19 protein-coding genes and 7 tRNA genes are annotated in these 25,180 nt (G+C 40.6%); 25 read left to right on the top strand and 1 reads right to left on the bottom strand.

Annotated elements, in window-relative coordinates:
* The first annotated feature begins 150 nt into the window (after nucleotides 1–150).
* From relA to FPK91_RS08165, 13 genes are all read left to right on the top strand, one after another.
* A complete protein-coding gene (relA, locus tag FPK91_RS08225; RefSeq protein WP_144210341.1) occupies nucleotides 151–2,364 on the top strand; it encodes a GTP diphosphokinase in 2,214 nt (737 codons plus the stop codon).
* Nucleotides 2,365–2,477: 113 nt separating this feature from the next.
* Nucleotides 2,478–3,296 carry a nucleoside triphosphate pyrophosphohydrolase gene (gene mazG / locus FPK91_RS08220; RefSeq protein WP_227006718.1) on the top strand — a complete coding sequence of 273 codons (819 nt, stop codon included), beginning with the start codon at nucleotides 2,478–2,480 and terminating at the stop codon, nucleotides 3,294–3,296.
* 223 nt (nucleotides 3,297–3,519) lie between these two features.
* Nucleotides 3,520–5,157 carry a CTP synthase gene (locus FPK91_RS08215; protein ID WP_144210337.1) on the top strand — a complete coding sequence of 546 codons (1,638 nt, stop codon included), beginning with the start codon at nucleotides 3,520–3,522 and terminating at the stop codon, nucleotides 5,155–5,157.
* Nucleotides 5,158–5,389: 232 nt separating this feature from the next.
* Complete coding sequence (eno, locus tag FPK91_RS08210; RefSeq protein ID WP_144210335.1) at nucleotides 5,390–6,691, top strand: phosphopyruvate hydratase; 1,302 nt, start codon at nucleotides 5,390–5,392, stop codon at nucleotides 6,689–6,691.
* A gap of 91 nt (nucleotides 6,692–6,782) precedes the next feature.
* Entirely contained in the window at nucleotides 6,783–7,085 is a 303-nt protein-coding gene (gene ftsB / locus FPK91_RS08205; protein WP_144214263.1) for a cell division protein FtsB, read from the top strand.
* Between the two features lie 6 nt (nucleotides 7,086–7,091).
* The gene (gene ispD, locus FPK91_RS08200) at nucleotides 7,092–7,808 is read left to right on the top strand and encodes a 2-C-methyl-D-erythritol 4-phosphate cytidylyltransferase (protein ID WP_144210333.1); all 717 of its coding nucleotides are present in this window, start codon (nucleotides 7,092–7,094) and stop codon (nucleotides 7,806–7,808) included.
* 14 nt (nucleotides 7,809–7,822) lie between these two features.
* Complete coding sequence (gene ispF, locus FPK91_RS08195; RefSeq protein ID WP_144214261.1) at nucleotides 7,823–8,302, top strand: 2-C-methyl-D-erythritol 2,4-cyclodiphosphate synthase; 480 nt, start codon at nucleotides 7,823–7,825, stop codon at nucleotides 8,300–8,302.
* 96 nt (nucleotides 8,303–8,398) lie between these two features.
* Nucleotides 8,399–9,517, top strand: coding sequence for a tRNA pseudouridine(13) synthase TruD (gene truD, locus FPK91_RS08190; protein WP_144210331.1), 1,119 nt, complete (start codon nucleotides 8,399–8,401; stop codon nucleotides 9,515–9,517).
* A gap of 3 nt (nucleotides 9,518–9,520) precedes the next feature.
* The gene (gene surE, locus FPK91_RS08185) at nucleotides 9,521–10,270 is read left to right on the top strand and encodes a 5'/3'-nucleotidase SurE (RefSeq protein ID WP_144210329.1); all 750 of its coding nucleotides are present in this window, start codon (nucleotides 9,521–9,523) and stop codon (nucleotides 10,268–10,270) included.
* Nucleotides 10,267–10,902 carry a protein-L-isoaspartate(D-aspartate) O-methyltransferase gene (locus FPK91_RS08180; RefSeq protein ID WP_144210327.1) on the top strand — a complete coding sequence of 212 codons (636 nt, stop codon included), beginning with the start codon at nucleotides 10,267–10,269 and terminating at the stop codon, nucleotides 10,900–10,902. Before surE ends, FPK91_RS08180 begins: the two co-directional genes overlap by 4 nt.
* A gap of 59 nt (nucleotides 10,903–10,961) precedes the next feature.
* Nucleotides 10,962–11,873: a peptidoglycan DD-metalloendopeptidase family protein gene (locus tag FPK91_RS08175; RefSeq protein ID WP_227006717.1), complete on the top strand. Its 912-nt coding sequence runs from the start codon at nucleotides 10,962–10,964 to the stop codon at nucleotides 11,871–11,873.
* A gap of 76 nt (nucleotides 11,874–11,949) precedes the next feature.
* A complete protein-coding gene (gene rpoS, locus FPK91_RS08170) occupies nucleotides 11,950–12,930 on the top strand; it encodes an RNA polymerase sigma factor RpoS (RefSeq protein WP_144210322.1) in 981 nt (326 codons plus the stop codon).
* Between the two features lie 106 nt (nucleotides 12,931–13,036).
* Nucleotides 13,037–13,444, top strand: a complete 408-nt coding sequence (locus tag FPK91_RS08165) for a hypothetical protein (protein WP_144210320.1) — start codon at nucleotides 13,037–13,039, stop codon at nucleotides 13,442–13,444.
* A gap of 121 nt (nucleotides 13,445–13,565) precedes the next feature.
* On the opposite strand, the gene mutS is transcribed toward FPK91_RS08165, so the two are convergent.
* Nucleotides 13,566–16,145: a DNA mismatch repair protein MutS gene (gene mutS, locus FPK91_RS08160; RefSeq protein ID WP_144210318.1), complete on the bottom strand. Its 2,580-nt coding sequence runs from the start codon at nucleotides 16,143–16,145 to the stop codon at nucleotides 13,566–13,568.
* Nucleotides 16,146–16,566: 421 nt separating this feature from the next.
* Between mutS and recA the strand changes: the two genes are divergently transcribed.
* From recA to oadA, 12 genes are all read left to right on the top strand, one after another.
* Entirely contained in the window at nucleotides 16,567–17,628 is a 1,062-nt protein-coding gene (recA, locus tag FPK91_RS08155; protein ID WP_144210316.1) for a recombinase RecA, read from the top strand.
* A 465-nt stretch (nucleotides 17,629–18,093) separates the two neighbouring features.
* Nucleotides 18,094–20,718 carry an alanine--tRNA ligase gene (alaS, locus tag FPK91_RS08150; protein WP_144210314.1) on the top strand — a complete coding sequence of 875 codons (2,625 nt, stop codon included), beginning with the start codon at nucleotides 18,094–18,096 and terminating at the stop codon, nucleotides 20,716–20,718.
* A 436-nt stretch (nucleotides 20,719–21,154) separates the two neighbouring features.
* Nucleotides 21,155–21,358, top strand: coding sequence for a carbon storage regulator CsrA (gene csrA / locus FPK91_RS08145; RefSeq protein ID WP_144210312.1), 204 nt, complete (start codon nucleotides 21,155–21,157; stop codon nucleotides 21,356–21,358).
* Between the two features lie 226 nt (nucleotides 21,359–21,584).
* Nucleotides 21,585–21,676: transfer RNA gene (locus tag FPK91_RS08140), tRNA-Ser, on the top strand.
* A 21-nt stretch (nucleotides 21,677–21,697) separates the two neighbouring features.
* A tRNA-Arg gene (locus tag FPK91_RS08135) sits at nucleotides 21,698–21,774 on the top strand.
* Nucleotides 21,775–21,806: 32 nt separating this feature from the next.
* A tRNA-Arg gene (locus FPK91_RS08130) sits at nucleotides 21,807–21,883 on the top strand.
* A 33-nt stretch (nucleotides 21,884–21,916) separates the two neighbouring features.
* Nucleotides 21,917–21,993 (top strand) — tRNA-Arg (locus tag FPK91_RS08125).
* Between the two features lie 21 nt (nucleotides 21,994–22,014).
* Nucleotides 22,015–22,091, top strand: a tRNA-Arg gene (locus tag FPK91_RS08120).
* Between the two features lie 6 nt (nucleotides 22,092–22,097).
* Nucleotides 22,098–22,189, top strand: a tRNA-Ser gene (locus tag FPK91_RS08115).
* 68 nt (nucleotides 22,190–22,257) lie between these two features.
* Nucleotides 22,258–22,334: transfer RNA gene (locus FPK91_RS08110), tRNA-Arg, on the top strand.
* A gap of 808 nt (nucleotides 22,335–23,142) precedes the next feature.
* Nucleotides 23,143–23,382 (top strand): OadG family protein, encoded by a 240-nt coding sequence (locus FPK91_RS08105; RefSeq protein WP_144210310.1) that lies wholly within the window; start codon nucleotides 23,143–23,145, stop codon nucleotides 23,380–23,382.
* Between the two features lie 17 nt (nucleotides 23,383–23,399).
* Complete coding sequence (gene oadA, locus FPK91_RS08100; protein WP_144210308.1) at nucleotides 23,400–25,178, top strand: sodium-extruding oxaloacetate decarboxylase subunit alpha; 1,779 nt, start codon at nucleotides 23,400–23,402, stop codon at nucleotides 25,176–25,178.
* The last annotated feature ends 2 nt before the right edge of the window (nucleotides 25,179–25,180 follow it).

The raw sequence follows: 25,180 nt of genomic DNA, 5'->3' as shown, positions 1-25,180 counted from the left end.
GTTTTTTTAGGTAACATTTTGTAAATTGATTAATATTAATTTGACATAAATTACTTACAGCTCAAGATGAACGGTTTAAAGTGGACAACATCTCTGCATCGTTTTAGTTATTTGTTCTAGTAGAAGTAAGTTCCAATAAGGAAGTTAATTATGGTCTCAGTCCGAGAAGCACATTTCAATTCAGCCGATTTTAATATCGATGAGTGGGTAGTACGTTACATTGATAACGCTGAAGAAGCTCAAATGCTGCTGGAACTTATTCATCAACTAGATGCTTTGCCCACTAAAACCCCCGCCTTACATCGCGAGTTGCTTGAACGCGCCAGAGAAATGGTCGAAATCCTTGCACCATTAAACATGGACATCGAAACTCTACAGGCATCCTTGTTATTCATTATTCATGATGCTGGCATCTTATCTGTTGAAGAAATTACCGAAAAATTTGGCGCAAGTTTAGGCAGCCTGGTTGCCAGTGTTGTGACTATGGAAGCCATCGGTGCATTAAAGGTGAGTCAGGACTCTCGCGCTGCTGAACCACAAATCGACAATATTCGTAAAATGTTGTTGGCGATGGTGGAAGATGTTCGCGCAGTGGTGATTAAACTTGCTGAACGACTACGTTTGCTGCGTGAAGTTAAAAATGCCGACGAAGAAACGCGAGTTTTATTGGCTCGTGAGATTGCTGATATTTATGCACCATTGGCAAACCGTCTAGGTATTGGTCAACTAAAGTGGGAATTGGAAGATATTTCATTTCGCTACCTTCACCCTACAGTTTATAAAGATATTGCCAAACAACTTGATGGCAAACGTGTCGATAGAGAAGTGTTTGTAGACAAGTTTGTCAGCCAGTTGCAACAACGCCTCGATGACGATGAAATTCGCGCTAAAGTTTATGGCCGCCCAAAACACATTTACAGCATCTGGCGTAAGATGAAGGGCAAAGATCTTAAGTTTGATGAACTGTTTGATGTGCGTGCAGTCAGGATTGTCACTGACCGCCTGCAAGATTGTTATGGCGCATTGGGAGTGGTCCATACGCTTTGGCATCATATCCCCCGTGAGTTTGATGATTATGTGGCAAATCCAAAGCCTAATGGTTACCAATCTATTCATACCGTTGTTGTGGGTCCTGAAGGTAAAACAGTTGAAATTCAAATCCGTACAGAAGCGATGCACCAAGATGCAGAGCTCGGTGTGGCTGCTCACTGGAAGTACAAAGAAGGCACTGCGGGTGGCGCGACTAAACAAAGTGGCTATGAAGAAAAAATCAATTGGCTACGTAACATTTTACTTTGGCAAGAAGACGTTGCTGAAACGGGTAACTTAGTTGAAGAAGTTCGCAGCCAGGTATTTGAAGATCGCGTTTATGTGTTTACACCCAATGGCGAAGTTGTTGACTTACCATTAGGTTCAACAGTGCTAGATTTCGCTTACTATATCCATTCTCACGTCGGGCATAAATGTATTGGCGCTAAAGTGGATGGCAGAATTGTGCCATTTACTTATCAAGTTGAAACCGGTGAACGCATTGAGATTATTACTTCAAAGCATCCTAACCCTAAACGTGATTGGTTAAACCCAAATTTAGGCTATATAAAGTCATCACGTTCTCGTTCAAAAATACAACATTGGTTTAAGCAGCAAGACCGCGACAAAAACATGGCCGCAGGTAAAGAACTGCTTGAGGCTGAACTAGCCCGAGTCACGCTGACGATAAAAGATGCCAAGATCGCAGTTGAACGTTTTAACATGAACACAATGGATGACATGTTAGCGGCGATTGGTGGTGGCGATTTACGGTTAAACCAAGTGGTCAACTTTATTGAGACCAGCCTTCGCAAAGCAGAAAGTACTGAACAAGAGATTGTTGAGGAAATCATTAAGCGTTCCCATACTAAACCTGAGCGTAAAGGCAAAGGTCAGGTTGAAGTGAATGGTGTCGGTAATTTATTAAGCCATATTGCCAGTTGCTGCAAGCCTGTACCTGGTGATGAGATATTTGGTTATATCACTATGGGGCGCGGCGTATCAGTTCACCGCAGCGATTGTGCTCAAGTCAAAGAGTTGATGCGTGTTCACCCTGAAAGAAATGTAGAAGTTGTTTGGGGTGAAAATTACTCCGGTGGTTACCGCATTAAAGTGGTGGTTAACGCCCATGACCGTAGCGGATTGCTAAGGGATGTCACGACAGTACTTGCTGCTGAAAAGTCTAATGTCATGGCGATGAGTTCAAGTTCCGATGAGAAAAACCAGACGGCAGCAGTTCAGCTTGAACTTGAGCTATATAATCTAGACGGTCTTTCAAGAATTTTGGCAAAACTAAGCCAAGTCGAAGGCGTTATCGAAGCGAGAAGATTATAATTTAATATCGCTTAGCGCATTTGATGATTAAAAAAGGTGATAAATCGAAAGGTTTGTCGCCTTTGTTTTTAAGTTCTACTTGTATTTGAAAATGAGAAATGAGAAATGAGAATATGCCTTCAAAATCTAATGACGTAATGCAGCCATTATTAAATATCATGGAAAAACTGCGGGATCCTAAAACGGGTTGCCCATGGGACAAAGAGCAGACATTTGAAACGATAGTGCCATTCACTCTTGAAGAAGCATATGAAGTTGCCGATGCTATTGAGCAAGCTGATTTAGATTCATTACCGGATGAACTGGGAGATTTACTGTTCCAAGTGGTGTTTTATTGTCAACTGGGTAAAGAACAAGGCTTGTTCGATTTCTCCACGGTCGTTGATAAGATTTGTCACAAGTTAACCCGTCGTCACCCACATGTGTTCATCAGCGATGATCCTGCTGATAACGCTGAGCAGGTTAAACTTGCATGGGATGAAATCAAACAACAGGAAAGAGTACAGAAAAGCCAACTATCGCTACTTGACGATATTCCGGTGGCGTTACCGGCACTTAATCGCGCCATTAAAATTCAAAAGCGTGTGGCTAAGGTGGGTTTTGACTGGCCTGATTTAGCCCCTGTAGTTGCTAAAGTACATGAAGAAATCGATGAAGTATTAGTTGAAGCTAAGCATTTATCGACGAATAAAGAAGAGTACTTTCCCAAGGTTGTTGATGAAATGGGCGACTTACTCTTTGCTGTTGCTAACATGGCAAGACATTTAGGCGTAGATCCTGAGCAAGCCCTAAGACAAGCTAATCAAAAATTTGAACGTCGATTCAGAGGTGTTGAGCAACATGCTGCGCAAAGTAGCAAAGCTTTTGAAGAACATTCACTTGAAGAGCTTGATGCCTACTGGGATAAAGTTAAACTTACAGAAAGAAGTTAATAATTAAGATTGAGATGATGCTTATCATCTCTTCATTACGCATCATCTCAATTCCAAAGTGATGAGAATGATTGAGAATTATTATTCTGTAATCATGTGATGCTTAATATCAATTTAATGCGTTTATTGTTTGTTGTTAGCGCGCTATTTTGGTAGAATGTCGCCCCGTCCTAGTGCTTTCTTACAAGCACGTATTTTTCAAACTCACATTCTCAGGTTCAGCATGACTACAAGGTATATCTTCGTAACTGGTGGCGTTGTTTCATCACTAGGTAAAGGCATTGCAGCAGCGTCATTAGCAGCAATTTTAGAGGCTCGTGGCCTCAATGTAACCATTATGAAACTTGACCCATACATTAACGTTGATCCAGGCACCATGAGCCCGACTCAGCATGGTGAAGTATTCGTTACTGAAGATGGTGCTGAAACCGATTTAGATTTAGGTCATTACGAGCGTTTCATTAGAACCAAGATGAACCGTCGTAATAACTTCACTACAGGTCGTATTTACGAGCAAGTGCTTCGTAAAGAACGTCGTGGTGATTATTTAGGTGCAACAATTCAGGTTATTCCGCATATTACTAATGCGATTAAAGAAAAAGTACTTGAAGGTGGCGAAGGCCATGATGTTTGTATCGTTGAGATTGGCGGAACCGTTGGTGATATTGAATCACTGCCTTTCCTTGAGTCAATTCGTCAATTAGGTGCCGAGCTAGGACGTGACCGCACATTATTTATGCATCTTACGTTAGTGCCTTTCTTAGGTGCTGCTGGTGAAATCAAAACGAAACCAACACAACACTCTGTAAAAGAGTTACGTTCGATTGGTATCGCTCCAGACGTATTAGTATGTCGTGGTGACCGTGCTATTCCTGCCAATGAAAAAGCGAAAATTTCGCTATTTTGTAACGTAGTAGAAAAAGCGGTTATTTCACTGAAAGATGTTGACAGTATTTATAAAATCCCAGCTTTACTTCGTTCACAAGGTTTAGATGATTTAGTTATCAAACGTTTTGGTATCGATTGTAAAGAAGCTGATTTATCAGAGTGGGAAAATGTAATTTACCAAGAAGCTAACCCAACAGGTGAAGTCACCATTGGTATGGTGGGTAAATATATTGAACTGCCTGATGCTTATAAGTCAGTCAATGAAGCATTAAAGCATGCAGGCCTTAAAAACCGCGTAACAGTGAATATTCAATATGTTGATGCTCAAACTGTTGAAGCGAAAGGCGGCGAAGTACTCCAAGGCTTAGATGGTATTCTAGTACCAGGTGGTTTCGGTGAACGTGGTGTTGAAGGTAAGATTTTTGCAGCACAATATGCTCGCGAAAATAAAATCCCTTACTTCGGTATTTGTTTAGGTATGCAAGTGGCGCTTATCGAGTTTGCTCGAAATGTTGCTAAGCTTGAAGGTGCTCATTCAACAGAGTTTAATGCAGAAACTGAACATCCTGTTATTGGTCTGATTACTGAATGGATCAATGAAGAAGGTACCGTTGAGCAACGTCATGAAGAATCAGACTTAGGCGGCACAATGCGTTTAGGTGCTCAGCTATGTCATTTAGCGGATGGTACTAAAGCTGCTGCAGCTTACGATTCAAACACTTGTGTTGAACGTCACCGTCATCGCTTTGAAGTTAACAACAACTATGTTGATCGCTTAGAAAAAGCCGGTTTAGTATTCAGTGGTTTGTCTTCTGATCGTAAATTAGTGGAAATGATTGAGCTTCCAGATCATCCTTGGTTTGTCGCTGGTCAGTTCCACCCTGAATTCACTTCAACGCCTCGTGATGGACATCCATTATTTGAAGGTTTTGTTGCCGCAGCCGCTGCTCACCAAAAAGGTGACGCAGAGTAAAATAGAAAAGCCACTTGATGACAACATCAGTGGCTTTTTTTTATCGCTCAGGTGCCATATACAGGTAGTAGTTGCCGCTAAAAGAGAATAGGACTATGCTATGCCTCTTGTTGATACTTTATTACCAAACTGAAAGTGAAATACCAATAATTGCTAGCTGAATTATATATAGCAGCGATTTATTGGTATTGATTTTCTATTTTAATTTTAACTTACATATATCGAGGGAATTATGGCTAACATTATTAACGTCATTGGTCGTGAAATCATGGATTCACGCGGTAACCCAACTGTAGAAGCTGAAGTTCATCTTGCTGATGGCTCTATCGGCATGGCTGCAGCACCTTCTGGTGCATCAACGGGTTCTCGTGAAGCTTTAGAATTACGTGACGGAGATAAAGCACGCTACTTAGGTAAAGGTGTATTAAAAGCGGTTGCCGCTGTAAATGGCCCAATTGCTGAAGCGCTTAACGGTAAAGATGCATTGGCTCAAGCTGAACTTGACCAAATCATGATTGACTTAGATGGTACCGAAAATAAAGCTAAATTTGGCGCTAACGCTATTTTAGCCGTTTCGCTAGCTGCTGCTAAAGCGGCTGCAATCTCTAAGAAAGTGCCTTTATATGCACACATTGCTGACCTCAATGGTACGCCAGGTGTTTATTCTATGCCTCTTCCTATGATGAACATCATCAATGGTGGCGAGCATGCTGATAACAGTGTAGATATTCAAGAATTTATGATCCAACCTGTTGGCGCTGCTAACTTCCGTGAAGGTCTGCGTATGGGCGCTGAAGTATTCCATAGCCTAGCTAAAGTACTTAAAGCTGACGGTCATTCAACTGCAGTTGGTGATGAAGGTGGTTTCGCGCCAAATCTTGAGTCTAACGAAGCTGCACTTGCTGCAATTAAAGTTGCTGTTGCAAATGCGGGTTACGAGCTAGGTAAAGACATCACTTTAGCGATGGATTGTGCTGCATCTGAGTTTTACGACAAAGAAGCAAACATCTACGATCTTAAAGGTGAAGGTAAGAAATTTACTTCTGAAGAATTCAACTTCTTCTTACAGGATCTTACTAAGCAATACCCAATCGTTTCTATCGAAGACGGTCTTGACGAATCAGACTGGGATGGTTTCGCGCACCAAACTAAACTAATGGGTGACCAAATCCAATTAGTTGGTGACGATTTATTCGTAACAAACACTAAGATTCTTAAGCGTGGTATCGACAACGGTATTGCCAATTCAATCTTAATTAAGTTTAATCAAATCGGTTCATTAACTGAAACTTTAGCTGCTATCAAAATGGCTAAAGATGCTGGTTTCACTGTTGTTATCTCGCATCGCAGCGGCGAAACTGAAGATTCAACCATTGCTGACTTAGCGGTTGGTACAGCTGCAGGCCAAATCAAAACTGGCTCATTAAGCCGCTCTGATCGTGTTGCTAAGTACAACCAACTTCTTCGTATCGAAGAAGCGCTAGGTTCAAAAGCACCATACAATGGTCTTAAAGAAGTTAAAGGTCAGGGTTAATTTTCCCCTGAGTTAAAAAAAGGCCACCACTAGGTGGCCTTTTTTGTTGTACTATAGTGATACTATTCATTTATTCCACCACATTCGCCATATGAAAAGCCTATTATTATTACTTTTTATCTTAGTTGGTTTACTGCAGCTCCGACTTTGGCAGGGCGAGAATAATCTATCTCAATATATGAATCTGAAAAAGCAGATAGACAGTCAACAAGCCAGTAACGACAAACTCATCGCTCGAAATCAAATTTTAAAAGCTGAAATTATCGATTTAAAAAGTGGTACAGAAGCAATTGAAGAACGTGCTCGTAATGAACTGGGTATGGTGAAAGAAGGCGAAACCTTTTATCGCGTTGTTGGAAATAACCCCCGTAATAATGCTAGTTTTGGTCAATAATTTTTTATGAACTCAGATAATCAATCTGTTATCGCTATTGTTCCTGCAGCTGGTATTGGTGCAAGAATGGGCGCAACTATCCCCAAGCAGTATTTAGCTTTAGGTGAGCAAAGTATCCTAGCTCATACCTTAGACAGCTTAATTAGCCATAAAAACATCAAACAAGTCATCGTTGCTTTGCATCCTGATGATACTTTTTTTGGCTCCTTATCCCAAGCTAGCCATCCCAAAGTTAAGACCGTTATTGGCGGGGGGGAACGTGCAGATTCAGTTCTTTGTGCACTTAACTGTATAGACGAATCTAGCCATGAGTCTCCATGGGTATTAGTGCACGATGCGGCTCGGCCCTGCTTAACTCATGACGATATTGAAAAATTGCTCCACGCTCGTATTGAACATCCTCAAGGCGCTATTTTAGCGATGCCCGTTCGAGATACGATGAAACGCAGCAATGGTTCTAGCGATATTATTTCTGAGACGGTGTCCCGTGAAAACCTTTGGCATGCTTTAACACCTCAACTATTTCCATGTTCAAGTCTACAGCAACACCTAAGCGATGCACTTAAGCAAGGTGTTCAAATTACAGATGAGGCAAGTGCGATGGAATGGGCCGGTATTCAGCCGGGTTTAGTATCAGGTCGTGCGGATAACATTAAAGTCACTCATCCTGATGACTTACAATTAGCTTTACTATTTTTAACCCACATTCATTCTCTTAAATAGCGGTTTTTATCATGTTGAATATACGCATTGGTCACGGTTTTGACGTACACAAATTTGGTGGTGATAAGCCACTTATTCTTGGTGGTGTTACAGTTCCTTATGAGACAGGATTGATTGCTCATTCTGATGGTGATGTAGTTTTACACGCTATTTCAGATGCGATATTGGGTGCGATGGCACTAGGGGATATTGGCAAACATTTCCCCGACACTGACGCAGAGTTTGAAGGTGCTGACAGCAGAGTGTTATTAAGACATTGTTTTTCTTTAGCCCAACAAAAGCAATTTATGATCGGTAACTTAGATGTCACTATCATTGCCCAAGCGCCAAAAATGTTGCCGCATATTGAGTCAATAAGAACATGTCTTGCCGAAGACTTGATGACAGATATTGATAATATCAACGTCAAAGCGACAACAACTGAAAAACTGGGCTTTACTGGCCGAAAAGAAGGTATTGCAGTTGAGTCAGTTGTACTTATGGTGAGAGACTAGTTTTTTAGTAAATCATCTAAATTTGAAACAGCGATTTATACGTACAGCTCAAAACCGTTGTTAATTAATAACTCATTCGTTGATTCGAGAATAAACATGATCCCGTTACATTACTTGTTTGGTAAACCTGATTGCACCGCTGATTTACGTACTGTGAATAGCGATTTTATCGTCAAAGAGATGCTGCCTTTTAGCCCTACTGGCGAAGGTGAGCATCATATGATCCATATTCGTAAAGACGGATTAAATACCACACAAGTGGCGGAGATATTAGCCAAGTTTGCCAAAGTGCATCAAAAAGAAGTCACTTACGCAGGACAAAAAGATAGAAACGCAGTGACAGAACAATGGTTTGGTGTGCGTATCCCTGGTAAAGAAACCCCTAATTGGCAATCATTAACCGATGATCAATTAACGATCCTATCGAGTCAACGTCATAGTAAAAAATTACGAATTGGTGCATTACTAGGTAACCGATTTGAACTGACGTTACGTAACGTTTCTGATAAAGCGATACTTGAGCAGCGAATTAAACAAATTGCTGCAGCGGGCGTTCCCAATTATTTTGGTGAGCAGCGTTTTGGTCACAAAGGTAAGAATTTAATTTTCGGGCAGCAGATGCTTGCAGGAAAGAAAGTTAAAGACAGGAAAAAACGCAGTATGTATTTGTCTGCTGTTCGTTCAAACGTGTTTAATACCGCGGTGTCCTATCGATTACAGAAAAATGGTGTAGATCCCATCAATGGCGATTGTGTCATGTTGGCTGGTAGCAAAAGCTTTTTTGTTGCTGATAACTGGGATGAAACGACCGTTAAACGTCTAACGGATGATGACATTCAACTATCTGCGCCATTGTGGGGACGTGGCGAACTGCCAACTCAAGGTTTGGCTGCAGTACTTGAGCAAGCTTCATTGGCTGATTTAACTACAGATCTATCAGGGCTTGAAGAAGCCGGTTTAGAGCAAGAGCGTCGCTCACTATTATTAAAGCCTCAAGCACTTAAATATCGTTTTGAAGAAAATGATGTTTTAGTTATAGAGTTTATTTTACCAGCAGGAAGTTATGCTACATCGGTATTAAGAGAACTTGTAGAGTATCAAGATGTGCAAGAAGTTCAGCGACAACAGATGGTTGCAATGCAGCAACAGGCTCAAGCAGAGCAGTTTAACAATACAGTGACAAGCGATACCACTAATAACACTGATAAGGGTTAAGTGATGATTAACATACTAGTCAGTAATGATGATGGTGTTACTTCACCAGGAATTAAAGCATTAGCAGAAGAGTTAGCAGGCATTGGCAATATTTTAGTCGTTGCTCCGGATAGAAATTGTTCAGCGGCAAGTAATTCTTTGACCTTGACTAATCCATTAAGAATTAATAACTTAGATAATGGTTATATTGCGGTAAACGGCACACCGTCTGATTGCGTCCATTTAGCGATCAGAGAATTATGTACTGAAGAGCCTGACATAGTGGTATCAGGGATTAATGCTGGTGCCAATATGGGCGATGATACCTTATATTCAGGTACGGTTGCAGCTGCAATGGAAGGGCGCTTTTTAGGCTTACCGGCAATTGCCGTATCACTGGCAGGCAAAGAGCTGCGTCATTATAAAACTGCAGCTATTTATGCCGGAAAGATTGTCAAAGGCTTATTAGCACATCCTATTGATAATGATCAGATTTTGAATGTAAACGTACCAGATGTGCCAGTAGATGAGATTAAAGGCATTAAAATTACTCGTTTAGGCTCAAGGCATAAAGCCGAAGGTATGATTAAAACAAAAGATCCTGCTGGTAGAGATATTTATTGGCTAGGCCCACCAGGTAAAGAACAAGATGCTAGCGCTGATACGGACTTTGGTACAGTTGAACAAGGTTATGTGTCAATTACTCCGCTAACTGTCGACTTAACTGCTTATGGCCAGCTTGCTGGTTTAGAAAACTGGATAAATAAAATATGAGTCAGGTAGCTTCAACTGTTGCCCTCAACTTAGCTCGAAAGTTACATGAAACAGGGATCCGTAACCAAGCGGTATTACAAGCAGTATCCAATACCCCACGAGAAATTTTTCTTGATGGGGCTTTAGCGCATAAGGCCTATGAGAATACTGCTTTGCCTATTGGCCAAGGGCAAACTATTTCACAGCCTTATATTGTTGCCCGAATGACCGAGTTACTACTGCAACATAATCCAGAAAGAGTGTTAGAAATAGGCACAGGCTCTGGTTATCAAGCTGCTATTTTGGCGCAGCTTGTTCCTCAGCTTTGCACTATTGAGAGAATTAAAGCATTACAAATCCAAGCTCGTCAGCGATTGAAGCGCTTAGATTTACACAACGTTTCTTTTAAATACGGTGATGGCTGGAAAGGTTGGCCAAATAAAGGCCCTTTTGATGCGATCATGGTAACCGCTGCCGCTGCGTCAGTGCCTGAAGCATTGCTTGAACAGCTCGCAGAAAAGGGAGTGTTAGTTATCCCTGTAGGTGAAGATTCTCAACAGTTATTAAAAATCACTCGAACGCAAAATGAATTCCAATCTCAAATCATTGAAGCGGTAAAGTTTGTGCCGTTAATTAATGGCGAATTAGCTTAATATTTTCAAGAGGCGATATTTCAACATGTTTACTGGAGCAAGAATTGAACTGTCGTAATTTGATTTTTTTAGCCATTGTATGTCTATATCTTTCAGGCTGTAGTTTTCAAGCTCATTATCCTGCACCTGTTAGCAGCATTTCCTCTATTGCTGGACAAAAATATAATAAAGGGTCGATTAAGAGTGGCAGTTATCAAGTTAGAAAGGGTGATACCTTGTACTCTATATCGTGGGGGGCAGGGCAAGACTTTAATGACATCGCCAGATTTAATGGTTTAAAAGCGCCTTATACTATCTATCCTGGGCAGAATTTAAGGTTAACCAAACCTCAGAAGTCTACTGCTACAGCTATAGCGGCGACAAAACCGACAACCCAACCTGCTTCTAAACCTGTCATTGTAGCGAACAGCAAGCCTAAGTCTGTAAATAAAACAGTTGTAAAACAAACTTCAGCGCAAAAACAGCCTACAGCAACAGCAAAAAAAGATAGTACAAAAAAAGAGCTTGATCAGAAAGCTAAGCCTGCGTATTCTGTAAAAACTACCCAAGAGAAAACAGTTCAAGTAGCGAAAAATTCTGTTTCTACCTTGCCCAAGAAAGTCAGTCAGTGGAATTGGCCAACACAAGGTAAGATAGTAGGATATTTCTCTACAACGCAGCAAGGCAATCAAGGTATTAAGATCGCTGGTTCTAGAGGCGATATTATTAAAGCCGCTGCAGATGGAAGAGTTGTTTACGCAGGCAATGCACTTCGTGGTTATGGCAATTTAGTTATTATCAAACATAATGATGATTTTTTAAGTGCTTACGCTCATGCTGATGCAATTCTGGTCAAAGAAAAGCAATATGTAAATGCTGGACAGACAGTGGCGAAAATGGGTAGCACAGGGACAAATCAGGTGATGTTACATTTTGAAATTCGTCGCCATGGTAAGTCAGTAAACCCATTAAATTATTTACCTAAACGCTAACTGTTTAGTTCACATTCAAACGGAGGATAGTCAATTGCAGTAACTACTTAATTTACCAGGTTTGGGAGAGCACCATATGAGCAAGAAACAAAATGCTGCAGTAGCAGAAGAGCTTATAGATTTAGCTAAACAACCAAAAGAGGTTGCAGTAAAGGTTGGCAAGAAAGCCAAAGACGCACAGCAACCCGACATCGAACAACAAGTTCAAGATGATTTACAAAAGAATCTTGACGCCACTCAGCTATATTTAGGTGAGATCGGTTTTTCCCCTTTGCTTAGTGCAGAAGAAGAAGTCTTCTTTTCACGTAAAGCACTTAAAGGTTGTGGGAAGTCTCGCAATCGCATGATAGAAAGTAATTTACGACTAGTTGTTAAGATTGCCAGAAGGTATAACAATCGTGGATTAGCATTATTAGACCTTATCGAAGAAGGAAACTTAGGGCTTATTCGCGCTGTCGAAAAGTTTGATCCTGAAAGAGGTTTTCGTTTTTCAACATACGCTACTTGGTGGATTAGACAAACCATCGAAAGAGCGATCATGAATCAAACCCGCACCATTCGTTTACCTATCCATGTCGTTAAAGAGCTTAATGTATACTTGCGAACAGCAAGACAACTTGCTCAAAAACTAGACCATGAACCTACGGCTGAAGAAATCGCTGACAAATTAGATGTATCTACTAGCGATGTGAGTCGAATGCTCAAGTTAAACGAAAGAATCACTTCTGTTGATACGCCGTTAGGCGGGGATAATGATAAAGCATTATTAGATGTCATTGCAGATGACGATTCAGTTGGGCCTGATTACAAAGTACAAGATGAAGACTTATCTAATTCAATTGTAGGTTGGTTGAATGAGCTAAATACCAAACAACGTGAAGTGTTAGCGAGACGTTTTGGTTTATTAGGATACGAACCATCGACTTTAGAAAACGTAGGCGCTGAAATTGGTTTAACACGTGAACGTGTTCGCCAAATACAAGTTGAGGCATTGAAACGTTTGAAAGACGTACTGGGCGCGCAAGGTTTATCGGTTGAAGCATTATTTAGAAGTTAATAAACTATCAGCTTTTATTAGATATTATCGATAAATTGAAGGACATGGGATGTCCTTTTTTATTGTCTTTTTTTTGGTTTTTAATTATTTTTTTGTGGAGTTTATAATGAAAAAAATGATCCCGTTAAATTTATTTTTATTCGTAATATTAGCGTTGGTTGGCTGTCAAAGTACTCGTGATTATATGGTTGAGCAAGGATATCCATTAGCTTATGCAGATGGTTTTCAAGACGGCTGTGATAGTGGGAATAAAGCGGGTGGTAGTTTGTTCGACCAATTTAAGAAAGATGTCACTCGCTTTAATAGTGAAGCTGATTACGCTCAAGGTTGGTCAGATGGTTTTAGACAATGTGAAACTGAACAAGAAGCAACCCAACGTCAAGTGCGTATGAGTATAGAGCAGCAAAAGCTACAACAACAAAAAAAAGCTAATGATTTAGCTGAGCAACACGCTTTAGAAAAAGAAGTGATGAAAGGAGTCGATACCAGTTCGCTTAAAAGCTTAGAAAAATAACCTTCAGGTCTATGGCATAGAGACAGTGTCATTTAAACAGGACTGGCTTTACAGTCCTGTTTTACTTTTTTGATTGAATTAGTGTTAATAGCGAATAATAAGCGGTTTTCAGCTTAAACCATTATAAGTTCGACAGCCTTTTTAACTCATAAAGCATATCAAGGGCTTGCTTAGGGCTGTAATCATCAGGGTTTATCATGCTTAGCTTTTCAATTGCTGCACTTGTTTGAGGTTCAGGCATCGATAGATTCAACGCCTCCTGTATTGGCATTTGATTGCTATTCGCTATATCTCTGCTTTCGAGCATATGCAGTTTTTGTTTGGCAGCTTTTATAACATGAGCAGGAACTCCAGCTAAAGAAGCAACCTGTAAGCCATAGCTTTTACTTGCTGCGCCATCTTGCACTGCATGCATAAAGGCAATCGTATCACCATGTTCAATCGCATCTAAATGAACGTTGGCCGCTGCAGGGATTTGCTCAGGTAATTGAGTTAGTTCAAAGTAATGAGTGGCAAATAAGGTGAGTGCAGCGACTTTTTCAGCTAAGTACTCAGCAGCTGACCAGGCTAAAGATAAGCCATCATAGGTTGATGTTCCACGACCAATTTCATCCATAAGCACTAAGCTTTTTGCCGTTGCATTATGCAGAATATTGGCGGTTTCTGTCATTTCTACCATAAATGTAGAACGACCAGAAGCTAAGTCATCTGAGGCGCCTATACGCGTGAATATTCTATCAATTGGACCAATAACGGCTTTTTTAGCTGGAACAAAACTGCCGATATGTGCCATAAGAGTAATTAGTGCAACTTGTCGCATGTATGTTGATTTACCGCCCATATTCGGGCCTGTGACAACTAACATTCTTCTTGTTGGTGCCAACTGCACTGGGTTAGCAATAAAAGGAGTTTGGCTCACAAGCTCAACGACAGGATGACGACCCGCTTCAATATGTATGCCGATATCGTCGGTTATTTGTGGACAGTTGTAGCCAAGCGTTTCGGCTCGCTCTGCAAAATTACTTAATACATCTAATTCTGAGGCTGACTGAGCAAATAGCTGTAATTCATGTAGTTTTGGTAGTAATAAATCAAAAAGTTCTTCCCATAGTTTTTTCTCTATGGCCAGCGCTTTGCCCTGGCTGGAAAGTACTTTATCTTCGTATTCTTTTAATTCTGGCGTGATATAACGTTCGGTGTTTTTCAATGTTTGACGGCGTTGGTAACTGAGTGGTACTTGCGCTGACTGCAAGCGACTGACTTCAATGTAATAGCCGTGTACGCGGTTATAGCCCACTTTAAGGGTGTTAATACCGGTTTGCTCTTTTTCTCGCGCTTCCATCTGTACTAAGTAATCATTAGCCCCTTCACTTAAACCGCGCCATTCATCTAACTGGGCATTATATCCAGTTTTGATTACGCCGCCGTCACGGATAAGCATGGGTGGGTTATCAACAATCGCTGCGGCTAATAATTGTTGCTCGTGTGGAAACTCACCTAATTTACGCCCAAGGCTCTGAAGTTCTTCTTGTTGGCAGTGGCTAAGGGTTTGCTGGATTTCAGGAAGTAACTCTAAAGCCTGACGTAAACGGGCAAAATCTCGTGGTCTTGCACTTCGAATAGCAAGCCTTGCCATGATGCGTTCAATATCGCCAAGTGCTTTAAGTTGTTGGTGTAAATCTGCGTATAAACCACTTTCAATCAGTTCAGAGACGGCCTGATGGCGTTGGCTGATCTGTTGTTGGTTTCTTAAGGGCTGGTGGATCCAGCGCTGGAGCATACGGCTGCCCATTGGTGTTGCTGTCTTATCTAAAACCCAAGCAAGCGTATTATCACGATTACCGGATAAGTTTAATGTCAGCTCAAGATTACGTCTTGTTGCGGCATCTAAGATGATGGTGTCAGCTTGATTAAATAAGGTAATGCTATTGATATGTGGCAAAGCGGTTTTCTGAGTGTCTTTCACATATTGCATTAAACAACCAGCGGCTTGCAGTGATAAGCGTGCATCACTAATACCAAAACCGTGAAGATCTTTGGTGCCAAATTGCTCAAGCAATAATTGCATACTAGTGTCGTAATCAAATTCCCATTCAGGACGACGTCTAATACCTTTAATTTTTTCAATTAAATGAAGGTCGACTAAATCTTCGCTGTAAAGTAACTCAGCAGGGGTAGTACGTTGTAGTTCTGCTTCTAATGTTTCGGCATTCTCTAGTTCAACCACAACGAAGCGTCCTGACGACACATCTAAGGTTGAATAACCAAAACCATTTTTCCCTTGGTAAACTGCAGCAAGTAAATTGTCTTGGCGCTCTTGTAGCAAAGCTTCATCAGTTAAGGTGCCCGGTGTAACGATACGAACCACTTTACGTTCTACTGGACCTTTACTGGTTGCTGGGTCGCCTATTTGTTCGCAAATGGCTGCAGACTCACCAATTTGAACTAATTTAGCTAAATAACCTTCAACTGAATGATATGGGATCCCTGCCATTGGAATCGCATTACCGCCACTCTTCCCTCTTGCTGTAAGCGAAATACCTAAGAATTCAGAAGCAAGTTTGGCATCTTCATAAAATAATTCATAAAAGTCCCCCATTCGATAAAACAATAACATGTCTGGATTTTGCGCTTTTAGCGTCAAATATTGACGCATCATCGGGGTGTGCTTTTCTAAATTTGGGTTTTCAATTGAAGTCATTAATTTATTGCTCTAAATATGTCTTGGAAATCGGGAAAAGAGACCAATCGTCATCGGCGCTTATCTTAGCAATATTTGATTTGAATCCCAATAGAGTTACTGATTTAGACTAGGTTAGTGATGTTTTTATTTTAAGTGCTTGTCGAAGCTGGTTGCTTATTTACCCGTCATTAGAGTTTCTGAAACCACTGTATATACGGGGTTGTATATACAGTGGTTTAGCTATTATAAAAATATTTATATTATTAATCTATTGATTTGCCTGGTTTAATTAATGTAATTGTTATGGATTGATATTTTTTTTGTACGTAACTATTGATACTGTATGATTATACAGTATACTGAGCTCATATTAAGAAACAGACAAATTTATTCGTTACCAATCTCGCCAATGAGATAAGTTCGCTTAGAGGGCTACACAATGAAGAAAGCAGATCCAAATAAAGAGAAAGCACTGAATGCTGTGTTAGGTCAAATTGAGAAGCAATTTGGTAAAGGTTCCATCATGAAATTGGGCGCTGACCGCACAATGGATGTTGAAACTATTTCTACTGGCTCACTTTCTTTAGATGTTGCTTTAGGCGCTGGTGGTTTACCAATGGGTCGTATCGTAGAAATCTACGGTCCAGAATCATCTGGTAAAACAACACTAACATTAGAAGTTATTGCTGCCGCTCAGCGTGAAGGTAAAACCTGTGCATTTATCGATGCAGAGCATGCTCTTGACCCTATTTATGCGAAAAATCTGGGTGTGGATATTGATAACTTGCTTTGTTCACAGCCTGATACTGGCGAACAAGCACTTGAGATTTGTGATGCGCTAACGCGTTCTGGTGCTGTTGATATCATCGTTGTCGATTCAGTTGCAGCATTAACGCCAAAAGCTGAGATTGAAGGTGAAATTGGTGATTCTCATATGGGGCTTGCTGCTCGTATGATGAGCCAAGCCATGCGTAAACTTGCTGGTAACCTTAAGCAATCAAATACAATGTTAATCTTCATTAACCAAATTCGTATGAAAATTGGTGTAATGTTTGGTAACCCTGAAACCACAACTGGCGGTAACGCACTTAAGTTTTATGCTTCTGTTCGTTTAGATATTCGTCGTACGGGTGCCATTAAAGATGGTGACCAGGTTGTCGGTAACGAAACACGCGTTAAAGTTGTGAAAAATAAGATTGCAGCACCATTTAGACAAGCTGAATTCCAAATCCTATACGGCAAAGGTATTAACCGTACTGGAGAGCTTGTTGATTTAGGTGTTGCGAATAAACTTGTTGAAAAAGCGGGTGCTTGGTATAGCTATAAAGGTGGCAAGATTGGTCAAGGCCGTGCTAATGCCGGTAAATACCTAATCGAAAATCCTGAAGCAGCAAAAGAAATTGAAGCAGCGTTACGAGAGCTTTTATTGAGTAAAACTAAAGACACTGATTCAGCTAAACCAGATGAAAACATTGATTTAGAAACTGGTGAAGTGTTTTAAAAAAATAGCCTTTAAGCTATTTAGGTAAATTTATCGCGGTGAGCATTATGCTCGCCGCTTTTGTTTTAAGATTATTTCTTATTTCTTATTTCTTATTTCTTATTTCTTATTTCTTATTTCTTATTTCTTATTTCTTATTTCAAACTTCAATGCACTAAAACTCAGTTATCAAAACGATTTGATCGTTAAGTGAAATACATCACAAATTCTTATTTATACTGATTATTGCAGCACTCTACATTTCTTTCTTAGTCGCCTTATGCTTTCGTTAATAGCAAAATTAATGTCGTATTAGGTATTCAATCAAATATTCGATGAGTTAAATCGATAAATTCCCGCATAAAATGGCCAATCTAATGCGCTTGAGTGTCGCACCTACTGTTTGTTTAAGTATATAATGTTAGCAATTAAGCGCTGATAAACAGCTTCCTGATAAATAGTATTTATCCATTTTAGGGCGATTTCATGTTTCAAACTACCTCAGAACTAAGAAGTGCTTTCCTCGAGTATTTTCGTAATAACGAACATCAAGTTGTCGATAGCAGCTCGTTAGTCCCTCATAATGACCCAACGTTACTATTCACCAACGCCGGTATGAATCAGTTTAAAGACTGTTTTTTAGGTCAAGAGAAGCGTAGTTATACCCGTGCCACGTCATCACAACGTTGTGTGCGTGCTGGTGGGAAACATAATGACCTTGATAACGTGGGTTATACCGCTCGTCACCACACTTTCTTTGAAATGATGGGTAACTTCAGTTTTGGTGATTACTTTAAAGAAGAAGCAATTCACTATTCTTGGAATTTTCTGACTGAAACATTGAAACTCCCTAAAGAACGTCTTTGTGTCACCATTTATGAATCTGATGACGAAGCATTTGAGCTTTGGAATAAGAAAATTGGTGTAGCCGCTGAGAACATTATCCGTATTGGCGATAATAAAGGTGCACCTTACGCATCCGATAACTTCTGGCAAATGGGTGATACAGGTCCCTGTGGTCCTTGTTCTGAAATATTCTATGATCATGGCGAACACATCTGGGGCGGTCGTCCTGGTACACCTGAAGAAGATGGCGATCGCTTTATTGAGATTTGGAACATCGTATTCATGCAGTATAACCGTCAAGCAGATGGTGAGATGCTGCCTTTACCGAAGCCTTCAGTTGATACTGGTATGGGGATTGAGCGTATTGCAGCAATTATGCAAGGCGTTCACTCAAACTATGAAATTGATATCTTCAAAAAACTTATTGCTAAGACAGCAGAGATCATCAAGGTTGAAGATTTAGAGAATAAATCACTACGCGTTATTGCTGACCATATTCGTTCATGTTCATTCTTGATTGCTGATGGTGTAATGCCTTCAAATGAAGGTCGTGGTTATGTACTGCGCCGCATTATCCGCCGTGCTGTTCGTCATGGTAACAAGCTTGGTGCTACTGATACTTTCTTTTACAAATTAGTGCCAACCCTGATTGAAGTAATGGGTGATGCAGGTAAAGGACTTGTCGATGCTAAAGCTATCGTTGAGAAGTCTTTAAAAGCTGAAGAAGAACAGTTTGCAAGAACACTAGAGCGTGGCCTTGGTATTTTAGACAACGCACTAAACTCGCTTGAGTCTAATATTTTAGATGGTGAAACCGCATTTAAACTTTACGATACTTATGGTTTTCCTGTCGATCTGACTGCTGATGTATGCCGTGAGCGCGATATCACAGTCGATGAAGCAGGTTTTGAAACGGCAATGGCTGAGCAACGTAGCCGAGCGCAAGCTGCAGGTAATTTTGGTACTGACTATAATGCAGGCCTTAAAATTGAAGGTGAAACAGAGTTTTGCGGCTATACCGAGCTAAATGGTCAAGGTAAAGTTACTGCTATATATGTAGAAGGCCAGGCTGTTGATACATTAACAGCAAACCAAGAGGCGGTTATTGTTTTAGACAATACGCCTTTTTATGCTGAATCTGGTGGTCAAGTGGGTGATAAAGGCCATTTGACCATTAACGATGCTAATTTTGAAGTGACAGATACTCAGTTATTTACCCAAGCATTTGGCCATGAAGGTAAGTTAGTGACTGGCGAACTAAAAGTCGGTGACACTGTTACTGGACAAGTGAATGCTAATCTACGTGACCGTACTCAACTTAACCACTCGGTGACGCATCTATTACATGCCGCACTGCGTACTGTGTTAGGTACCCATGTTAATCAGAAAGGCTCATTAGTAAATCCTGAGCGTTTACGATTTGATTTTGCACACTTCGAAGCCGTAACTGCTGCAGAGCTTAAGCAAGTTGAAGACTTAGTTAATGAACAAATTCGTTGTAACCATGAGCTAAAAACTGCCGTGATGGATATTGACCAAGCTAAAGAGCAGGGCGCTATGGCTTTGTTTGGTGAGAAGTATGACAGCGAAGTACGTGTTGTGACCATGGGTGAATTTTCGATTGAGCTTTGTGGTGGTACGCATGTTGGCCGCACTGGTGACATAGGATTATTCAAAATCACTTCTGAAGGTGGTATCGCTGCCGGTATTCGTCGTATTGAGGCCGTAACGGGTGCAGCGGCAATGGAATACGTTGCTAACCAGCAATCAAAGCTTGATCAAGCTGCTGCTTTACTTAAGTCTGACTCAGCTTCTATTATTACTAAACTTAAAGCTCAGCTTGATAAAGTTAAGTCGCTTGAGAAAGAGATGTCACAGCTAAAAGATAAATTAGCTGCAGCTGCCAGTGCCGATATCGCTGGTGAAGCGATAGAGATGAATGGCATTAAAGTGTTAGTTAAAAAACTTGAAGGTGTTGACCCTAAATCCCTAAGAGGCTTGCAAGATGAGCTTAAGCAGAAGTTACCTTCATCTATTATCGTTTTAGGTATTGCTGGTGACGCCAAAGTTAACTTGATAGCTGGCGTGAGCAAAGACCTTATCGGAAAAGTCAAAGCAGGCGAGTTAGTTGCTATGGTGGCTCAACAAGTCGGCGGTAAAGGTGGCGGGCGTCCTGATATGGCGCAAGCTGGTGGTACTCAGCCTGAGAACCTTGATGCGGCATTAGCATTGGTTCAACCGTGGTTAAGTGAACGTTTAAGCTAAAATGTCAGTTGATTAGTGATCATTTAAGCCGCAAAGTAAATTTTGTGACCTTTACGGCTTGAGTGATCGTATTAGCTTTGGCATAGTAGTTTTGTTAGTGGTTGTTAAAGCATTATTGGACATGATTTTTTTGGATAAATTATGGTTCAAAGCACTATAATTTTATTTTGAATGGTTTTTTATGCTTATTTGAGTGTATAACCGACAAATAATCAAATTAACTGTTTTAGCTTTGTCTAAATAATGCTCTTTATATGTTACTAATTTGAAACAATCAGACCACAAAAATACGATTTTTCTTTTTTATTGGGTAAAAAGCTTAAATATTTTATAGATTTAGTGTCGTCACTAATTATTTGTATTAAGCTAACTATATTAAACGCGCATATTACGGATAGAAGCTTGTGTATGCTGATTGGACTAAAGGAGCAATCGAATGCTGATTTTGACTCGCCGTGTTGGCGAAACATTAATGATAGGTGATGAAGTTACAGTTACTGTACTAGGTGTTAAAGGTAACCAAGTACGTATCGGTGTAAACGCACCTAAAGAAGTATCAGTTCACCGCGAAGAAATTTATCAACGTATCCAGTCTGAAAAATCTGGTAATACGACACCTGAAGATGGTGGCAATTTCTGATAAATCAGACATTGTAAGTGCATTACTATCAAAGCCAGCGAAAGCTGGCTTTGTTGTTTTTGAACCCTGGTGATTGTTTGCCTCAATAAACACAAAATTTTTGTGGTGAATTTGTGATTATTGTGGCTTAACCCATCAATATGCTTAAAAACAGTTCAAATGAATATAAGATGCTGAAAAAGGTTTGACTTATTTTCGGCAAACAGTAATATGTGCGCCAAGAAACGGAGAGGTGGCCGAGTGGCCGAAGGCGCTCCCCTGCTAAGGGAGTATGGGCGTTAAATCCCATCGAGGGTTCGAATCCCTCCCTCTCCGCCATTTCTTAAAATAGTAAACGATGCGGATGTAGCTCAGCTGGATAGAGTACCTGGCTACGAACCAGGCGGTCGGAGGTTCGACTCCTCCCATCCGCACCATTTTCTATTTTTGTGTTTAGATTTTTTAATGAGCGGATGTAGCTCAGCTGGATAGAGTACCTGGCTACGAACCAGGCGGTCGGAGGTTCGACTCCTCCCATCCGCACCATTAAATCATTTAAAAGCTTCAAATTTTATATATGCGGATGTAGCTCAGCTGGATAGAGTACCTGGCTACGAACCAGGCGGTCGGAGGTTCGACTCCTCCCATCCGCACCATATAAAATTGTACCTAATTATGCGGATGTAGCTCAGCTGGATAGAGTACCTGGCTACGAACCAGGCGGTCGGAGGTTCGACTCCTCCCATCCGCACCATAATTAGGAGAGGTGGCCGAGTGGCCGAAGGCGCTCCCCTGCTAAGGGAGTATGGGCGTTAAATCCCATCGAGGGTTCGAATCCCTCCCTCTCCGCCATTATTTGCATATTTTAGATATGCAACTAAGCTCAATTAGCACTGAGTATAGCGTTATAGAAAAGTTTTGCGGATGTAGCTCAGCTGGATAGAGTACCTGGCTACGAACCAGGCGGTCGGAGGTTCGACTCCTCCCATCCGCACCAGCATTAGAGAATGCCCTGTAGTTATCTGCAGGGCATTTTTTATGCCTGTAATTTATGTCTGTCTCCAGTTTAGTTTTATCATTATGGAAGACATGGCTAGAATTAGATTACTCATGTCCTTGAATGGGTCGATTTAGTCATATATCGCATTAACCCCATACTTTTATAATGGATTATACGAATTCACTGCTTAAGCTCATTTTTAGCTTCTATAAATGCTATCTAGCTTCTATTCAACAGCAATAATTGACAGATAGTGCACCATTCTCTAGTACCTCCTACTCTCTATACAAAAATCAGACCTCGATTTAGTCATATTTTTTGAGTTTTGCTACATATTTATTCTAAAAGTAAGTTTTGCACTGCTTTGGGGAATTTAGCTGTTCTGAATTCTGATATCTCTTTTTAGATAGAAGCAGTCTTAATCTTGTCATTTTCGGACTAAAGTCATCATATTTAAATAATTCTCAGTAAATCGTTAATTTTTTTGAGATATTCTTACCTAGGTTCTGATTATATTATTATTTTTGGTCTGACCAATTTACAAAGTAATGGATAAATTGTTATAGATTAGTTATATTTTTCGTCGAAGAAGAATTTTAGACCACTTTTACAGTTGGCCTGATGGTTTTGTATTGTATAAAAATGCATATTGAACATTGAATAAATATTCTTTTTTATTGATATGAGACGATTTGCAATATATTGGTGCAAAACCTTTATGCACATAAAGAATACATCGACGTAGAGACATTAGAACTGATCCTGTGTGCAATCACTGATTGAACATAATGACAAGAGAGGATTTATGACATCAATATCTGAGCAATTATTGGATGCCCTAGGCGTGATGATAATGGGAATGAGCTTAGTATTTATATTTTTAAGCATGTTAATTATCGGCATTAACATTGTCGCCAGATTATGTAAGTCAGAAAGTCAGCCTGTTGTAGCAAATGTGCCTTCATCCGCACCGGCTTCAACTCTTGATCCTAAGTTGGTAGCAGCCATTACTTCTGCTATCCATCAGTATCGTGCCAAAGATTAAATAGTTTAGGAGTTATCATGAGCAAGCCTTTAGCGTTAACAGATGTAGTATTACGAGACGCCCATCAGTCTATTTTAGCCACACGCTTACGATTAGACGATATGTTACCTATCGCTCCTTTACTGGATAAAATTGGTTTTTGGTCTTTAGAATCATGGGGTGGAGCGACTTTTGATTCATGTATCCGTTATCTTGGTGAGGATCCGTGGGATCGCATCAGAGAACTTAAAAAAGCGATGCCAAATACACCGCAGCAAATGTTGCTACGTGGTCAGAATTTATTAGGTTACCGCCATTACGCTGATGATGTGGTAACTCGTTTTGTTGAGCGTGCTCATACTAACGGTGTCGATGTATTCCGAATTTTTGATGCTATGAACGATGTACGCAATCTAGAAACTGCGGTTAAAGCGGTTAAACAAGTTGGCGGCCACGCACAAGGCACTATCTCATTTACAAGCAGCCCAGTTCATACTGTTGATACTTGGGTTGATATGGCGAAAAACCTTGAAGACATGGGTTGTGATTCTTTATGTATTAAAGACATGGCAGGTTTACTTAAACCAATGCAAGCCTATGATCTTATTAGCCGTTTAAAATCTCAAACAGACTTAACCATATCAATGCATTGTCATGCGACGACAGGTTTAAGCACAGCTACGTATCAAAAAGCCATTGAAGCAGGTGTTGATGTCCTTGATACCGCAATTTCAACCATGAGTCAGACTTACGGTCATTCAGCGACAGAAACATTAGTGGCGATGGCAGAGGATTCAGGTCGTGACACTGGTTATGATATGGCTGCCTTAGAAGAGATTGCTGCGTACTTCAGAGAGGTTCGTAAGAAGTATGCACGTTTTGAAGGTGCCTTGAAGGGGATTGATTCACGCATCCTAAGAGCTCAAGTACCTGGTGGCATGTTAACCAACATGGAAAACCAGCTTAAAGAGCAAGGCGCAGCTGATAAAATGGATGAGGTTTTAGAAGAGATTCCTCGTGTTCGTGAAGATTTAGGTTTCTTACCATTGGTTACCCCAACATCACAAATTGTAGGCACTCAGTCTGTCATCAACGTGTTGATGGGCGAGCGTTATAAAACGCTCGCTAAAGAAACTGAAGGCGTACTTAAAGGCGAGTATGGTGCGACTCCAGCTCCCGTTAATGCAGAGCTTCAAGCACGAGTGTTAAATGGTGCTGAAGCGATTACTTGTCGTCCTGCGGACTTAATTGCCCCTGAGTTAGATAAGTTGCGCAAAGAGCTTGCTGAAATAGCGGCAAAAGACGGTATTAAGCTTGCTGCTGAAACTGATGACGATGTGATGACTTATGCGTTATTTAACCAAATTGGTCTTAAGTTTCTGACCAATCGTGGTAATGCAGATGCATTTGAACCTGTTCCTAGTGCAGACGATATGGTTGTGCCAGCCGCTAAAGCTGAGAAGGGCGCAGAAACCTACACGGTGAATGTTCAAGGACAAAGTTTTGTTGTTGAAGTCAGTGAAGGCGGTGACATCAGTCAAATTGTCCCTTCTTCAACGGCTGTAACATCGACTCCTGCAGCTGCACCTGTTAGCAATGAAATTAAAGCAACCATGAATGCACCACTGTCAGGTAATATTTTCAAAGTTTTAGTCAATGACGGTGATCATGTTAATGAAGGTGATGTTGTTATTATCCTTGAAGCAATGAAGATGGAAACAGAAGTCCGCGCTGAAACAACAGGTTTTATTAGAAATATTTCAGTTAAGCAAGGTGATGCTGTTTCAGTTGGTTCGCCATTGTTAGCGTTAGCGTAGGA

It is taken from the genome of Shewanella donghaensis (assembly GCF_007567505.1).
GTDB lineage: Bacteria > Pseudomonadota > Gammaproteobacteria > Enterobacterales > Shewanellaceae > Shewanella > Shewanella donghaensis.
The sequence above is the reverse complement of the archived record's forward strand: the minus strand, read 5'-3'. Positions and strand labels throughout refer to the sequence as shown.

Coding starts and splice junctions, on each gene's coding strand:
- relA (WP_144210341.1), top strand. CDS start 151: ATGGTCTCAGTCCGAGAAGCACATTTCAATTCAGCCGATTTTAATATC.
- mazG (WP_227006718.1), top strand. CDS start 2,478: ATGCCTTCAAAATCTAATGACGTAATGCAGCCATTATTAAATATCATG.
- FPK91_RS08215 (WP_144210337.1), top strand. CDS start 3,520: ATGACTACAAGGTATATCTTCGTAACTGGTGGCGTTGTTTCATCACTA.
- eno (WP_144210335.1), top strand. CDS start 5,390: ATGGCTAACATTATTAACGTCATTGGTCGTGAAATCATGGATTCACGC.
- ftsB (WP_144214263.1), top strand. CDS start 6,783: ATGAAAAGCCTATTATTATTACTTTTTATCTTAGTTGGTTTACTGCAG.
- ispD (WP_144210333.1), top strand. CDS start 7,092: ATGAACTCAGATAATCAATCTGTTATCGCTATTGTTCCTGCAGCTGGT.
- truD (WP_144210331.1), top strand. CDS start 8,399: ATGATCCCGTTACATTACTTGTTTGGTAAACCTGATTGCACCGCTGAT.
- surE (WP_144210329.1), top strand. CDS start 9,521: ATGATTAACATACTAGTCAGTAATGATGATGGTGTTACTTCACCAGGA.
- FPK91_RS08180 (WP_144210327.1), top strand. CDS start 10,267: ATGAGTCAGGTAGCTTCAACTGTTGCCCTCAACTTAGCTCGAAAGTTA.
- rpoS (WP_144210322.1), top strand. CDS start 11,950: ATGAGCAAGAAACAAAATGCTGCAGTAGCAGAAGAGCTTATAGATTTA.
- FPK91_RS08165 (WP_144210320.1), top strand. CDS start 13,037: ATGAAAAAAATGATCCCGTTAAATTTATTTTTATTCGTAATATTAGCG.
- mutS (WP_144210318.1), bottom strand. CDS start 16,145: ATGACTTCAATTGAAAACCCAAATTTAGAAAAGCACACCCCGATGATG.
- recA (WP_144210316.1), top strand. CDS start 16,567: ATGAAGAAAGCAGATCCAAATAAAGAGAAAGCACTGAATGCTGTGTTA.
- alaS (WP_144210314.1), top strand. CDS start 18,094: ATGTTTCAAACTACCTCAGAACTAAGAAGTGCTTTCCTCGAGTATTTT.
- csrA (WP_144210312.1), top strand. CDS start 21,155: ATGCTGATTTTGACTCGCCGTGTTGGCGAAACATTAATGATAGGTGAT.
- FPK91_RS08105 (WP_144210310.1), top strand. CDS start 23,143: ATGACATCAATATCTGAGCAATTATTGGATGCCCTAGGCGTGATGATA.
- oadA (WP_144210308.1), top strand. CDS start 23,400: ATGAGCAAGCCTTTAGCGTTAACAGATGTAGTATTACGAGACGCCCAT.